14 protein-coding genes and 1 pseudogene are annotated in these 15,662 nt (G+C 34.3%); 7 read left to right on the top strand and 8 right to left on the bottom strand.

Annotated elements, in window-relative coordinates; all coding sequences use genetic code 11:
* The first annotated feature begins 68 nt into the window (after window positions 1-68).
* Entirely contained in the window at window positions 69-713 is a 645-nt protein-coding gene (gene rplU / locus ACXGSQ_RS04300) for a 50S ribosomal protein L21 (RefSeq protein WP_458628397.1), read from the top strand.
* A gap of 42 nt (window positions 714-755) precedes the next feature.
* Window positions 756-1,016 carry a 50S ribosomal protein L27 gene (rpmA, locus tag ACXGSQ_RS04295; protein WP_013869859.1) on the top strand — a complete coding sequence of 87 codons (261 nt, stop codon included), beginning with the start codon at window positions 756-758 and terminating at the stop codon, window positions 1,014-1,016.
* Window positions 1,017-1,148: 132 nt separating this feature from the next.
* On the opposite strand, the gene ACXGSQ_RS04290 is transcribed toward rpmA, so the two are convergent.
* From ACXGSQ_RS04290 to ACXGSQ_RS04275, 4 genes are all read right to left on the bottom strand, one after another.
* A complete protein-coding gene (locus ACXGSQ_RS04290; protein WP_458628396.1) occupies window positions 1,149-2,921 on the bottom strand; it encodes a MutS-related protein in 1,773 nt (590 codons plus the stop codon).
* Window positions 2,922-3,030: 109 nt separating this feature from the next.
* On the bottom strand, window positions 3,031-3,777 hold the full coding sequence (locus ACXGSQ_RS04285) for a succinate dehydrogenase/fumarate reductase iron-sulfur subunit (protein ID WP_458628395.1): 747 nt from the start codon (window positions 3,775-3,777) through the stop codon (window positions 3,031-3,033).
* Between the two features lie 10 nt (window positions 3,778-3,787).
* Entirely contained in the window at window positions 3,788-5,800 is a 2,013-nt protein-coding gene (locus ACXGSQ_RS04280) for a fumarate reductase/succinate dehydrogenase flavoprotein subunit (RefSeq protein WP_458628394.1), read from the bottom strand.
* Between the two features lie 12 nt (window positions 5,801-5,812).
* On the bottom strand, window positions 5,813-6,499 hold the full coding sequence (locus ACXGSQ_RS04275; protein WP_458628393.1) for a succinate dehydrogenase cytochrome b subunit: 687 nt from the start codon (window positions 6,497-6,499) through the stop codon (window positions 5,813-5,815).
* A gap of 497 nt (window positions 6,500-6,996) precedes the next feature.
* On the opposite strand from ACXGSQ_RS04275, the gene ACXGSQ_RS04270 reads away from it, so the two are divergent.
* A complete protein-coding gene (locus ACXGSQ_RS04270) occupies window positions 6,997-8,289 on the top strand; it encodes an aminopeptidase P family protein (protein ID WP_458628392.1) in 1,293 nt (430 codons plus the stop codon).
* 133 nt (window positions 8,290-8,422) lie between these two features.
* Window positions 8,423-8,866 (top strand): annotated as a pseudogene (locus tag ACXGSQ_RS04265) (EamA family transporter); the annotation flags it as partial.
* Between the two features lie 49 nt (window positions 8,867-8,915).
* On the opposite strand, the gene ACXGSQ_RS04260 reads toward ACXGSQ_RS04265, so the two are convergent.
* From ACXGSQ_RS04260 to ACXGSQ_RS04250, 3 genes are read right to left on the bottom strand one after another with little or no spacing between them, the layout of a single operon-like run.
* The gene (locus ACXGSQ_RS04260) at window positions 8,916-9,620 is read right to left on the bottom strand and encodes a DNA adenine methylase (RefSeq protein WP_458628391.1); all 705 of its coding nucleotides are present in this window, start codon (window positions 9,618-9,620) and stop codon (window positions 8,916-8,918) included.
* A 2-nt stretch (window positions 9,621-9,622) separates the two neighbouring features.
* Complete coding sequence (brnQ, locus tag ACXGSQ_RS04255) at window positions 9,623-10,924, bottom strand: branched-chain amino acid transport system II carrier protein (RefSeq protein WP_458628390.1); 1,302 nt, start codon at window positions 10,922-10,924, stop codon at window positions 9,623-9,625.
* Complete coding sequence (locus ACXGSQ_RS04250; protein ID WP_458628389.1) at window positions 10,925-12,478, bottom strand: serine hydrolase; 1,554 nt, start codon at window positions 12,476-12,478, stop codon at window positions 10,925-10,927.
* Between the two features lie 92 nt (window positions 12,479-12,570).
* On the opposite strand from ACXGSQ_RS04250, the gene ACXGSQ_RS04245 reads away from it, so the two are divergent.
* Complete coding sequence (locus ACXGSQ_RS04245) at window positions 12,571-13,347, top strand: alpha/beta fold hydrolase (protein WP_458628388.1); 777 nt, start codon at window positions 12,571-12,573, stop codon at window positions 13,345-13,347.
* 77 nt (window positions 13,348-13,424) lie between these two features.
* Complete coding sequence (locus tag ACXGSQ_RS04240) at window positions 13,425-13,667, top strand: hypothetical protein (protein WP_458628387.1); 243 nt, start codon at window positions 13,425-13,427, stop codon at window positions 13,665-13,667.
* Window positions 13,668-13,964: 297 nt separating this feature from the next.
* On the opposite strand, the gene thiL is transcribed toward ACXGSQ_RS04240, so the two are convergent.
* Window positions 13,965-15,017, bottom strand: coding sequence for a thiamine-phosphate kinase (gene thiL / locus ACXGSQ_RS04235; protein ID WP_458628386.1), 1,053 nt, complete (start codon window positions 15,015-15,017; stop codon window positions 13,965-13,967).
* 389 nt (window positions 15,018-15,406) lie between these two features.
* Between thiL and ACXGSQ_RS04230 the strand changes: the two genes are divergently transcribed.
* Complete coding sequence (locus tag ACXGSQ_RS04230) at window positions 15,407-15,646, top strand: hypothetical protein (RefSeq protein WP_458628385.1); 240 nt, start codon at window positions 15,407-15,409, stop codon at window positions 15,644-15,646.
* Window positions 15,647-15,662 lie beyond the last annotated feature (16 nt).

Below are 15,662 nucleotides of genomic sequence, written 5' to 3'. Positions count from 1 at the left end.
TATTTGCATCCGCTTTCTGAGAAGAAAGCTCATTTTTTAATAAACAAATTAATAAAAAACGTTACGCTATGTACGCAATTGTAGAGATAGCAGGGCATCAATTCAAAGTTGAAAAAGACCAAAGAGTTTTTGTTAACCGTTTAGCAACAGAAGAAGGTAAGAAAGTAGATTTCGACAACGTTCTTTTGATTGGTGATGGTGACAATATTACTTTAGGCGCCCCAGCTATAGATGGAGCACAAGTAGGTGCAAAAGTCTTAAGACACCTTAAAGGTGACAAAGTAATAGTCTTCAAAAAGAAAAGACGTAAAGGTTACCGTGTAAAAAACGGACACAGACAATCTTTAACCGAAATCGTAATTGAAAGTATTACTACTTCTGGAGCTAAAAAAGCAGCCCCAAAGAAAGAAGCTAAAAAAGTAGAAGCAAAAGCTGCTCCTAAAAAAGCAACTGGTAAAGCAGACGATTTGAAAAAAATTGAAGGTGCTGGACCAAAAGCTGCAGAAGCATTAGTTGCTGCTGGTTATGAAACTTTTGAAAAAGTTGCTAAGGCTAAACCTGAAGCATTAAGTGCTGTACTTTCTGAAGCAAGTTCTAGATTAGCTCATATCGTTACTGATACTTGGCCAAAACAAGCTAAATTAGCTGCAGATGGTAAGTGGGACGAATTAAAAGAATTACAAGACAGATTAGACGGTGGTATTGAAAAATAATTTTCACATCCATTAATATTAACAAAATAAAACCTTAAGATCATGGCTCATAAAAAAGGAGTTGGTAGTTCGAAGAATGGTAGAGAATCAGAATCAAAACGTTTAGGCGTTAAGATTTTTGGTGGACAAGCTGCTATTGCTGGAAACATTATCATAAGACAACGTGGTAACACACATCACCCAGGTGAAAACGTATACCAAGGAAAAGATCATACTTTACATGCTAAAGTTGATGGTTTAGTAAAATTTACTAAGAAAAAAGACAACAAGTCTTACGTTTCTATAGAGCCTTTTGAGGCTTAAGAAATATATTTCTTATCCAATAAAAAAACCCTTTCTATTAATAATAGAGAGGGTTTTTAGTTCGTATTTGTTGTTCTAAAACGAGCTTAAGTTAGAGATGCTTCGCTGCATTCTGAATAATATAGCATCACCTTATACAATCTCCATCTTCTTCAACAGAAAACTTGCGTTCATATTTTGACAAACCCCTTGTTTTAATTTATAATCAAAAAAGAGTTCGTCATTAATGATTTCTGCGTCAAAATAATAGTTTTTTATCGCCTCTAATTCGGTTTCTATTTCAGTTAAACTCAAATCGTGGGTTGCTATAATTCCTGTCGCATTTTGTTTTACCAATTTCTCAACAAATTTACGAGAGCCAATCGCTTTATCGGTACTATTAGTGCCTTTTAGAATCTCATCTAAAATCACAAAATAGTTTTTATCATTTTCAATCGTATCAACTACAAATTTTAATCTTGTAAGCTCACTAAAGAAGTACGAACTATCATCCGTTAACGAATCCGTAGTTCGCATGCTTGTTATTAACTTAATAGGCTTGTATTTGCTCTGTTTAGCACAAATAGGCAATCCAACATTAGCCATAACAATATGAAGCGCAACCGTTCTTAAAAAGGTACTCTTACCAGCCATGTTTGCCCCTGTAACAATAAAGAATTGTTCCTCTTCAAGCTTTAAGTCACTATCTACTCTTTTTTCAGCATTTAATAATGGATGCCCCAATCCTTCGGCTAAAATAGTAATAGGTTCCTCAGTTAAAATTGGATACGTAAAACTCTGATGATTAAACGCATAATTACCAAAGCTATTAAAGGCATCAAAAAAGGTGACTACTTCAAACCAATCTTCAACTTTTCCTGCATAGGCGCTTATCCATTTTTCTACATTATAACTATTCCTAATATCTAAAAGTAAATAACCGTTACCTAAAACTAATGAGATCAGGTTATTTCTATTGTCTAAGGCATCAAGAGCCTTTGAAAACTTTGAAAAAATCTGAGAAGCTTTCTGACCATCGGCCTTAATTAATTGTTGTTTAGACTTTAATAATTCAGAATTAAACTCTGCAGTTTCAATAGCTTCTAACAACAAAGCATACTGCCTAAAGGTATCTTTTGCACGTTCGGTATGCTGAGCTAAATTATTTATATGTTTTAAATAACGGGCTGTAATAGCTAGACCTAATAACAACCAATAACCCGCGATAGCAATAGGTATAATCTCAGCACTACCTAATCCTATAAGCACCAAAGATGTTAAAGCAAATACAATAGTCAAAATGTACTGTGCTTTTCCCAAAAAGGGTTCATAATCTTTTAACCAAGTAATAATGGATGCCGCTGAATGCTCTAGCTCAACACCTTGAGCAACTGCCAAGTAATTCTGGCGCCAATTGGGCAATCCTGCTAATTCTTTTATGGCTTCTTGTCGTTCTTCAATATGAGTAATATCATTAGACAACAAGTTTTCTGTAAGCTTTACTGTCCCTTCTTTAATTGCTGTTCTATTTATAAACTGGAAGAACGATCCTTTTCCAAATAAATCGATATCTAAACTAAAAAAATGTTTTGGACTTTGAAATTCTAATCCATCTGGGCGTTCATAAAAATCACCTTGAGCTATTTTTAGTTCCTCTTCGTTTATAGCAATTAAACGTTTGTGAAGGTTTCTTTTCGACTTTAAATCTGTATACTTTGAGAGTAAAAAAAGAAAGCTTGCCGTACCAACGACACCAATTCCTGCAGCTAGTCTCCAATTATCATAGGTCAAATAAACACCAATACCTGTGAGTACAAAAATTAAAAGTCTTAATACACTATACAGACTCAGTTGTTTAAAAATACGCTTAGATTCAATTTGATTAATTTCTAATTGTTCTTTATAAAATGTATTTGGGTTTTGCATAATGCTAAATTAGAATCGAAATATAAGAAAAGTAAAAATCCCAAGCATAATTAAGCTTGGGATTTATATATCATTTAACGTCTTTCTTTTAAGAAAGTACGGCGTAATTTTAACCTTTTAGGTTTGCTGATAAATACTCACGATTCATACGTGCAATATTTTCTAAGGAAATACCTTTAGGGCACTCAACTTCACAAGCACCAGTATTTGTACAGTTACCAAAACCTTCTAAATCCATTTGCGCCACCATGTTTTGAACACGATCTGCTGCTTCTATTTGTCCTTGAGGCAATAATGCATATTGTGATACTTTAGCACCAACAAACAACATTGCAGAAGAGTTTTTACATGTAGCAACACATGCACCACAACCAATACAAGTTGCCGCATCCATAGCCTCATCTGCGGCATGTTTAGAAATAGGAATTGAATTCGCATCTTGGGTATTACCAGAAGTGTTTACAGAAATGTAACCACCAGCTTGTTGAATACGCTCAAAAGCCATTCTATCTACAACTAAATCTTTAATTACAGGAAAAGCTGCTGCTCTAAATGGCTCAATAGTAATCGTGTCACCATCATTAAACATACGCATATGTAATTGACATGTTGTTACGCCTCTATCTGGTCCATGTGCTTCACCATTAATATACATAGAACACATACCACAAATTCCTTCACGGCAATCATGATCAAATGCAACAGGTTCTTCACCAGAATTGACCAATTGTTCATTCAAAACATCCATCATTTCTAAGAAAGACATATGTTCTGAAATATCAGTGACTTTATAATCGACCATCTGACCCTTAGCTTTTGAGTCTTTTTGTCTCCAAATTTTAAGTGTTAAATTCATATCGTCTTTCTTATTTGTATGAACGTTGTTTTAGTTCAATATCTTTAAATACTAATTCTTCTTTATGTAAAACGGCATCAGAAGGCTCTCCTTTATATTCCCAAGCCGCAACAAACGCAAAATCTTTATCATTACGTTTAGCTTCACCTTTTTGTGGACCATCCAATTCAGCAGATTCTTCTCTAAAGTGCCCTCCACAAGATTCAGCTCTCATTAAAGCATCTTTAGCAAACAATTCTCCTAACTCTAAGAAATCGGCTACACGACCCGCTTTTTCAAGCTCAGGATTCATTTCGTTCGCTGTTCCTGGTACTGAAACGTCTTTCCAAAACTCTTCTCTTATAGCTTTAATTTCTGCCATAGCCTCAGTTAAACCTTGTGCGTTTCTAGACATCCCTGCCTTATCCCACATTACTTTTCCCAATTTCTTATGGAAATAATCTACAGATTTTGTTCCCTTATTATTAACAAAAAAGTTAATTCTATCAGTAACTTCTTTCTCAGCTTCTTCAAATTCTTTCGTATCTGTTGGAATTTTTCCTGTACGAATATCATCTGATAAATAATCACCAATGGTATAAGGTAACACAAAATAACCATCTGCTAAACCTTGCATTAATGCCGATGCACCAAGTCTATTAGCACCATGGTCTGAGAAGTTAGCCTCTCCAATACAATAACAACCAGGTATAGTCGTCATTAAGTTATAATCTACCCAAATACCCCCCATGGTATAATGTACCGCAGGATAAATCATCATTGGTGTTTCGTACGGATTCTGATCTATAATTTTCTCATACATTTGAAAAAGGTTACCGTATTTAGCTTCTACAATAGCTTGACCAAGTTCTTTAATTTTTGCAGGGCTTGGATTTTCTATATTATGAATCTTAGCTTGCTCTTTCCCGTAGCGTTCAAAAGCTGATGAAAAATCTAAATAGACCGCTTCACCCGTAGCATTTACACCAAAACCAGCGTCACAACGTTCTTTTGCTGCTCTCGATGCCACATCACGCGGAACCAAGTTACCAAATGCCGGATAACGTCTTTCTAAGTAATAATCGCGTTCATCTTCAGACAAATCCGTAGGTTTTTTACGACCCTCTCTAATTGCCAATACATCTTCCATCTTTTTAGGTACCCAAATACGACCATCATTACGTAATGACTCTGACATTAAGGTCAGTTTCGATTGGTAATCTCCAGAACGTGGAATACAGGTTGGATGTATTTGTGTATAACAAGGATTTGCGAAGTACGCTCCTTTTTTATGTATTTTCCATGCCGCTGTTGCGTTAGATCCCATAGCATTTGTTGATAAGAAATATACATTTCCGTATCCACCCGAACCAATAACAACCGCATGCGCTGAATGTCTTTCAATTTCGCCAGTAATTAAATTACGAGCAATAATACCTCTTGCTTTTCCGTCTACAATAACAACATCTAGCATTTCGTGACGGTTAAACATTTCTATTTTACCACGAGCAATTTGTCTATTCATTGCTGAATAGGCTCCTAATAATAATTGCTGACCTGTTTGCCCTTTAGCATAGAATGTTCTAGAAACTAAAACACCACCAAATGAACGGTTATCTAATAACCCACCATAATCACGTGCAAAAGGTACACCTTGAGCCACACACTGATCAATAATATTTGCAGACACCTCAGCTAAACGATAAACGTTAGCTTCACGCGAACGATAATCACCACCTTTTACAGTATCGTAAAACAATCTATAAGTGGAATCACCATCACCTTGGTAATTTTTAGCGGCATTAATACCTCCTTGTGCAGCAATTGAGTGTGCTCTACGAGGTGAATCTTGATAAGCAAATGCTTTTACATTATAGCCTAGCTCTGCTAACGTTGCAGCAGCAGAACCACCAGCAAGCCCTGTACCAACAACAATAACATCAATATGTCGTTTATTGGCAGGATTTACTAAATCTATTTTATTTTTATAATCGGTCCACTTGTCTTTAATTGGACCTTCTGGTACTTTTGAATCTAAAGCCATATTAGATATGTTTTAATGATTAAGGTGATGAAATAATGCAATAAAAATAAACCCTAATGGGATAATAATTGCGTAAGCTTTTCCAAACCCTTGTAATCCTTTTGTGTATTTGTTATTTGCTCCTACTGATTGGAATGCAGAACTAAACCCGTGTAATAAATGTAATGCTAAGAAAACAAAAGCAACACAATATAAAGCCACACGCCAAAGATCTACAAATTTATGTTGTAACTCTTCAAAATAGCGATAGCCACTATCAGCACTATTAGGGTCAATTAACCCTGTCATATCCCCTACAATATATTTTGTATTAATTTCTGGAAACCAAAAATCATAAAAATGTAAAGCGATAAATGCTAGGATAGCTGCACCACTCCAAATCATGTTTCTACTCATCCAAGTAGAATTAGCAGCACCATTGTTTTTAGCGTATTTAACGCCATTTGCTTTTTTGTTTTTGATCTCTAATACAAATCCCATAATAAAATGGAAAATTACACCAAAAATAAGGACAGGTTGCATTACATATTGAATTACCCAAAACGTACCCATATAGTGAGAAACTTCGTTAAAAGTATCTGGACTAAAGACAGAAAGTAAGTTAATTGCAAAATGTTGTAATAAGAAAATCATTAGGAAGAATGCCGAAAGTGCCATGGCAAATTTTCTTCCAATCGAAGAATTTAGAATTCCGCTCATTGTATATTTTGATTTATTTAGTCCAACAAATATACACTGCAAATAGCGTTTTCCCAACTGTGCTTTATGATAATTAAATTATTTAGAATGGTTTTAATTAGAAATTACAATTCAACAACTTAAGCACCAGCCTCGATTGATCGCTATGTTTTATAACGGCTAAATACTAATCAATTCTATAAAGCTCTAAACCACTGTTTCTTTAGAACTAGACTTACCTCCTCGTTTTTTCATCTAAGCATTAAATACAACAACAATATCAGACAAAACATTTCACCATATATATTAAGGATAGATTTAGGTAAGGTAGAAATTAAAACTCTTAGCATAGAACATCATAAAAGTCTCTTAAATTTTAACAGATTATAGTCTCGGACTTTTGCTTGCAGTTTTAGTTTCACTACTTTTGATATTGAACTGAAATCACAACACTTCACACGTATACATAGAATTCATTTCGACTGCACTTAGTGTGATAAAATTAAAATTTTACTCTCATGAAATATGATTTAATCGACAATCAACTATTTATTAAAAACCGTAAAAACTTTATGGCTCAAATGAAGCCTAGCAGTTTAGCGGTTTTTAACTCTAACGATATTTACCCCATAAGTGCAGATAGCACTATGCCTTTTGCGCAACATAGAGACATTTTTTATCTAAGTGGTGTAGACCAAGAGGAAAGTATTTTAGTATTATTTCCAGATTGCCCTAAAGAAAAGCATCGTGAAATTTTATTCTTAAAAGAAACCAACGAACATATTGCTGTTTGGGAAGGCGAAAAACTAACTAAAGAAAAAGCATTTGAAACCTCTGGAATCAAAACCGTATATTGGTTACAAGACATGGAGAAAATAATGTTTGAGATTATGACGCAATGCGACACGGTCTATATCAATACCAACGAACATTACAGAGCAAATGTAGAAACCGAAACACGCGAAGACCGTTTTACAAAATGGTTAAAAGACAAATACCCCGCACATAGTGTTGCTAAGAGCAATCCTATCTTACAACGTTTACGCTCTGTAAAAGATCAAATTGAGCTAGACTTAATTCAACAAGCCTGCGATATTACAGAAAAAGGTTTTAGACGTGTTTTAAAATTCACAAAACCTGGCGTTTGGGAATACAATTTGGAAGCTGAATTTATGCACGAGTTCCTAAACAACCGCTCTAAAGGCTTTTCATATACCCCAATTATTGGCTCAGGAAACAATGCTAACGTATTACACTATATTGAAAACAACCAACAATGTAAAGCTGGAGATTTAATATTAATTGATGCTGGTGCAGAATACGCAAATTACTCTAGTGACATGACGCGTACAATTCCTGTATCTGGTAAATTTAACGATAGACAAAAAGCCGTTTATAACGCGGTAAATCGCGTTAAAAATGAAGCAACTAAAATGCTAGTTCCAGGCACCATATGGGAACAATACCATATTGAAGTTGGTAAAATTATGACTTCTGAGCTTTTAGGTTTAGGTCTTTTAGATAAAGCTGATGTGCAAAATGAAAACCCAGATTGGCCAGCGTACAAAAAATATTTTATGCACGGTACCTCCCACCACATGGGATTAGACACACATGATTATGGAATTTTAACAGAACCGATGAAAGCTAATATGGTCTTTACTGTTGAGCCAGGAATTTATATTCCAGATGAAGGTTTTGGTATTCGTTTAGAAGACGATGTAGTCATTCAAGAAACCGGAGAACCTTTTAATTTGATGCGCAATATCCCTATTGAAGCCGATGAGATTGAAGATCTAATGAATTCATAATTTCAAAAACATAACTAATAAAAAAACTTGCAGGCTCATGATGTAGCTTGCAGGTTTTTTTAATTAATATTGATTTCTAATTCTAAAGGCATGAAATTGACTAAAGAAGGTCTATATGTATTATTATCCTTTTTTTCTATGTATGCTAAGCTGGGCCTATAGCAGTATTTTTGTTGCGAAAGCCGACTTACCTTCAAACTTTTTTGTCAATACAGGTTACCAAATGCTATTTGGAGGTAGCGTATTATTAATCGCTAGTTTTGCTATTGGAGAAGAGCGACTCCCATTGCCTAGTTGGAATACTGAAGTCATCAATTCTATGTTAATGCTTATCATTTTTGGAAGTATTGTTGCTTTTACGGCCTTTAATTATCTGCTTAGCAAAGTTTCCCCTGAAAAAGTAGCAACTTCTACCTATGTAAATCCAATAGTTGCCTTAATTTTAGGTTGGTATTTTTTAAACGAATCCATATCCTTACAATCTATAATTGTAGCTGTAGTCTTACTAACAGGCGTCTATTTTATAAATACCAAAAAAGTGATTACACTATTCAAACAATTTAATAAAGACATGTGAATCAAAATAAAGTATCAAAATTACTATTCTATAAACCACTCTTTTGAGCTTAAACTCTAAAAACAAACAGCCGCTCTAAAGCAACTTTAGGCGCTAAATTTTCAGCATGCCAAGAAAACGTTGTTTTTGCTGGTTTTTCCCATACACATTCAAAATCTTCTGGCGCATTGTATTCACTAATAAAAACTTGATGTCCTGCTTTACTTTGCTGTCTACACCATTCCCAAAATTGATCATGATTAAAATCATCCCTATATTTCGTTGTAGAGGCGTAGGGCGGATCGCAATAGACAATACTCTGTTTCGGAATTTCTAATTCTGTATATGATTTACAAGACAAAATAAGCCCTTTTAATTTAGGTAGCTGTTTAGTAATATTACGGTAATGCTCGCCCCAATAATCACGCTTACCTTCTTTATCGCGTCTATAACCTGCAAACCACTTGCCTCCAAAAGAATTAAAGCCAACATAACCCACTACATGTTTTGGATATTCCTCTTGATTGTATTTTATATGCTTATAGTCTTCCTCAGAAACGAATTGTGGAGGATCCCAATTTTCATTAATTAAAGCTTCCCACATGGCCATTAACTCTTGATGTTGATCATTAGCTATTCTAACACCATCAACCTTATCAATCATATTCATACCTCCCGCAAAAGGCTCAAGATAGATTTGATTTTCTTTTCTATCTTTCAAAATTATTGGTAATAAATCTTTAGCAAAACGCGCTTTGCTCCCCATGTACTTCATTATCAAATTTTCATTTTTTGTTGCACAAAAGACGAAATCACAAAGGCTACAAAAGCGGGTAGTACCCATCCCAAACTTTGACCTGAAAACGGAATAAAATTACTTATTGATTTTAAGCGTTCCGATGGACTAATAAAACCAATCACATCTGGAATACTAAATATAAATGTAACAGCAACAACCGTTTGAAAAACCAAAGGAGTTGCCATTTTTTCAGGTAAAACATTAAGTAAAATAAGCACAATCGTAATAGGATAAATAAACAGTAATACAGGAATAGCTACAACAATGATAGAATTAAAGTCTAGTTGACCAACTACCACACCAAGAACACTAGCAACAATAGCGGTAATACTATAAACCGTTTGCGAATCATTTAGTAAACCTTTAAAATAATCTGCTGTACCAGCCACAATACCAATAGCTGTTGTAAAACACGCAAGTGAAATTAAAACACTTAAAACGGTATTCCCAAATTCCCCGAGAGACCTAATACTAATATCTCGCAAAAGATTAGCGCGTTGCATATCGCTACTCAATTCGGCATTAATACTAATTTCGGCTCCAAAATAGGCTCCAACTGAAATTAATCCCGCATAAATAATAAACAAGCCCAAACCGGCAATAAACCCAGACTTCCGAATTAAAGTCCGCTTAGAACTATACGCTTCAACAGCCATATTTTTAAAATTCAAAGAAATAATAATTACCGCTCCTACAACAACTGCTCCGATAGCATCAAACGTTTGGTAGCCTTCTAAAATTCCTGTAGCAATAGGCGTTTCAAATTGAGATATTCCTGTGCTAAATTCAGAAGAAAATAAGCCAATACTAATTACTACCAAAAGCATAATAACAATAAATGGTGTTAAAAATTTTCCGATGAGACTTAATATTTTTGAACGATTAAGCACAAAAACCAAGACAAGCGAAAAATAAATAGCACTGGTTACCAAAGGACTGGTTCCAAAAGCAGGAAAAACTGCAATTTCATGTGTTGCAGCAGCAGTTCTTGGCGATGGAATTGCAACAGCAATGACATAGATTAAGATACAGTATATTAAACTAAAGGTTGGAGATACTTTCTTTCCAAAATCGAATAATGTTCCCTGAAGCCGCGCATGCGCAAAAATCCCAAGTATTGGAATCACTACAGCGGTTATCATAAAACCAATTGTCACCCAAACCCAATCTTCACCAGAATTATAACCTAATAAAGGAGGCAACAACAAATTACCTGCTCCAAAAAATAATGAGAACAACGCAAAACTGGTAATTAAAAGTTCTTTTCGTTTTATATCCACCTATTTGGTCTTCTTAAGTTCTAAATCTTCAAAATCAAAGCTAAAATCAGTAATTGGAGCAATATAACTCATCGTTGCAGAAACCGCTTCTCCTTTTTCATTAAACGTAAATTTTACATAGACATCTGCATCATAACTTCTATCGTTCCATTTTGCAACAAACGTAGTGGCATTAAATGGTAATAATTCTCCAAAAAGTCTAGACGAACGCTTACTTTTTATAGTATAACCTTTTTTTACATCGTGTGAAATCAATACATCTCCAAACCAATCGTCTGTATAGGTCCCAACAATTTGTTCTGGTTTTGGTAGTGATTTCAGCTTTTTTGCCTTTTCAACTTTAGAATAAACAGCTGCTTTTATACTATCATTATATTTAATATAATCTGCATTTGATTTGCCATACTTCTCTAACCAATTTCGATTTTCATAACCGAGATAAGCATCTTTAATGGTATTTGTAATAGTATTAAAGGCAGAACCATTCATTTGATTCGTTAAGACCACAATTCCTAAATCCAAATCCGGAATCATAGTAAATTGCGTAACCGTACCCAACAAACCACCTGTATGATACACTTGCTTATATCCACCTTTAACATCAGCAACAAACCAACCTAATCCATAGCCTTTAAAATTAGAATTATACGAATCATTAGGATACACATTTAAAGGAGTTTGTAATTGCCAAAGTTCATGAAATTGTTTAGCGCTTAATAGACGCTCACCATTTTCAGTAACCGCATCATTCATTAAAAATTGAGCCCAAGTCAACATATCTGTAACATTACTCACAATGCCACCTGCAGGATTAGCCGTTTCACTCCAGTCGTGCGGAATTTGAATCACCTTACCTTCTGCCATAGTATGCGCATCGATAATATTGGATTTATCTATCACACGATTATAAGAAGCCTTACTACTCGTCATACCAACAGGCTTCATAATTTTGGTTTCAATAAAATCTTCCCAAGATAAACCACTGACACGTTTTAAAACTTCACCTGCGATAATAAACATATTGTTGTTATATGCAAATTCACTTCTAAATGAACTTTCCGGTTCTAAATATTTTATATTCTTAATAACATCATTAACGTTAAAATCACTGCCTTCCGGAAAAAACATTAAATCTCCTGCTCCCAATCCCAAACCACTGCGATGTGTTACTAAGTCCCTCACTGTAAATTCTTGAGTCACCCAAGCATCATATAATTGAAACTCTGGAATATGCTGACGCACCTTATCATCCCAATTCAATTTACCTGCATCAACCATCATCGCTAAAGCAAAACACGTAAATCCTTTACTATTTGAGGCGATCCCAACTAACGTTTCGTCAGTCATCTCTTTTTTATTGGTTAACGACCGCACACCATGACCTTTAGAATATACCACTTTTCCATCTTTAAAAATGCCAACAGAAATACCAGGGACATCAAAAGTTGTTAAGGTTTCTTCGATGAGCTTATCGAGTTGTTGCTCTTCAATTTGAGCATTTAATAAGAAAACAGAACCCAATAGAAGTATTGAAAAAAAACGTTTTAAAACCATAGATTATTAATTTAGTTTGAATGCATTCAAAGATACTAAAATGTTAGAATGATTAATATGCAGAAATGTTTTCAAGGTATATCTTTGCAAACATGATTTTAAACTACAAAAACAGCAACATTCACTACGAGGTTGAAGGCAAAGGAGAATCTCTAGTTTTACTTCACGGTTTTCTTGAGAGTGTTGCCATGTGGCACGATATAGTTGCTGAATTTTCCAAAACAAATCAAATCATTAGCATTGATTTATTAGGACATGGCAAATCGGATTGCCTTGGCTACGTACATACCATGGAAGCAATGGCCGATGCCGTTTTTGCTGTTTTAGAACATCTTAAAATTAAAAACGCCCATTTTATTGGTCATTCTATGGGAGGATATGTAGCTTTAGCTTTAGCAGAAAAACATCCTATACTTTTTAATGGCTTGTGTTTAATGAACTCAACTTATGACGCTGATGATACCCCTCGAAAACTTATTAGAACACGCGCCTCTAAAATGGCACAACAAAATTTTGAAGTTCTTGTGAGAATGTCTTTTTCTAATTTATTTGCACCAAAAAGTAAAGACCTTTATAAGTCGGCATATGAAAAAGCACTACAACTAGCCCTAAAAACACCATTACAAGGTTACATTGCTGCACAAGAAGGCATGAAACTTAGACCTAATCGCTTCCTTACTTTCAAAACCTTAAAATGCAAAAAATCAATTATTATCGGTAAAAAGGACACGCTAATTGATGGTAATCAAATTAAAGAACAACTTAAAAATACCGATATTGAATTTATAGAGCTCTCAGAAGGCCATATGAGTTATATTGAAAATAATAAAGAATTATCTTACAATATTTTACATTTTGTCGAAAAATAAACCACTTAAACGTTTTATTTTATTTTATTTTCTAAGTTTACTGTATAGATTAAAAATAATTTGTAAACAATGCTATTATGATTCCTACCAAGATTTACTGTGATTTATTTGGCCATAATTATCAAGTGACCAAAAAAGTAACCAACCACGTAAAAGAATACACTTGCAAATGCTGTAAAAAACAATTAACCACTAACAGTAATGGCAGACTCACAGAGCTAACCGCTAAACGTCAAGAAATTAATTCCGCTTTAGAACGTATTTACAACAATAAAATGATGCGTTTAAAGCGAAAAACGCTCAGTTCGTCGATTTGTTAATTGTTAATAACTTCTTAGTAACTAATTTTTATATATTTAAAATCCCTATTCAGGAATGATTAAACCTCTAAGAAGACTAGTTAATGAAAAACATTTATTGCTCATTATTTGGACACGACTACATAGTGTCCAGAAATGTAACTTATCACGTCAAAGAATATCAGTGTAAAAATTGTAAAACTGAAATGACCATTGATGGCGATGGCAAATTTATTCCACTAACTCCAAAGTTCAAAGAAATTAATAGTGTTTTGCATCGCGTGCACAACAAGCGCCTAGAAAAAGGCCAAAAACTTTTTATGCTTGATCTTTAAGTGCGTTCCAGCCTTTAGCTATAATTGCAATTTTTTCATCAGCTCTAGTGACTAAGTGCATACCTCTGTCTTCTTCCGTCATATATCCTATAACGGTTAAGTTGGGATTGCCTTTAATTTTAGGGAAATCTTCTTGAGCAATTGTCATTAACAATTCATAATCTTCGCCACCATTTAAAGCAATGGTTGTACTATCTAAATTAAACTCCTCACAAGTAGCAATCACCTGAGGATCGAGTGGTATTTTAGTTTCGTAAAGATCTACCCCCACTTTACTCTGTTTGCATAAATGTATGATTTCGGAAGAAATGCCATCACTAACATCTATCATGCTCGTTGGCTTTACGTCTAATTCTTTCAATAATTCTACGATATCCTTACGCGCTTCAGGTTTTAATTGACGCTCTATAATATACGTGTACATCGATAAATCCGGTTGATTATGAGGATTGACCTTAAACACTTCTTTTTCACGCTCTAAAACTTGTAAGCCCATAAACGCACCGCCAACATCACCCGTAACAACCAATAGGTCATTTGGTTTTGCTCCAGATCTTAAAACTTCTTTTCCTTTTTCAACTTCTCCAATAGCTGTTATAGAAATAATTAAACCCGAAGTCGAAGATGTTGTGTCTCCACCAACGACATCCACATTATAAAATTTAGACGCAGCTGTAATACCTGCATACAATTCTTCAAGCGCTTCTAAAGGAAAACGATTAGAAACCGCAATGGAGACTGTTACTTGTGTTGCTATAGCATTCATAGCATAGATATCAGAAAGGTTAACCACTACAGCTTTATAACCTAAATGTTTTAGCGGCGCATAGCTTAAATCAAAATGCACTCCCTCTATCAACAAATCTGTAGATACAACGACTTGTTTTTTACCAAAATTAAGTACTGCTGCATCATCACCAATACCTTTTACCGTTGATTTTTGAGTCACTTTAAAATGATCTGTTAAGTGCTCTATCAATTTAAATTCTCCTAATTCACTCAAAGGAGTACGCTGTGGGTTTTTATCTTCAATCATAATGCAAAAATATTATGCTTTTATGACATAGCAGTGTATTCTTAACAATTTTTACAAAGCATTTCATTTCGACCTAAATTTTATCTCAACTAAAAAAAGCAAGACAAAATAATATGCCCCTAAACGCTGCTATTCGAAAGTTTGATTTAACAATAGCAAAAATAATAACTTAAATAGCAAAACCCAATACCCTCTACATCAATTCAATCACTCCTATAAAACGGTCTTTACACTCCCTTTGAAATTCCCCTTTTTTGTACCAAAACATTAGATTTTTAAAAAAAATCCGACGAAATACATCAATTTTATGTATTTCATCGAAAATTCAGGTATTATGACTTATTTTAAATTTGGTTTTATAAATTGTCCTACCCTAAGTTAATAACATAATGAAACCTAACCCTACCACCACCCTACCATGTGCTGTATTTGGCCATAATTACGTAAGATCAAAAACCAACATCGATCACACTATAGAACTGACATGCTCGCACTGCGACACTGTAGTTATTACAGACCGTCACGGAAATTTTGAAAACATTACGGTTTCCAATAGTCAAATCACAGACACCTTACAAGAATTATATCGTCTTACGAGACGTATACACAAAACAAAAGTAGCTATATAATAGCAATTTCTTCTGG

It is taken from the genome of Winogradskyella sp. PC D3.3 (assembly GCF_054366245.1).
The sequence above is the reverse complement of the archived record's forward strand: the minus strand, read 5'-3'. Positions and strand labels throughout refer to the sequence as shown.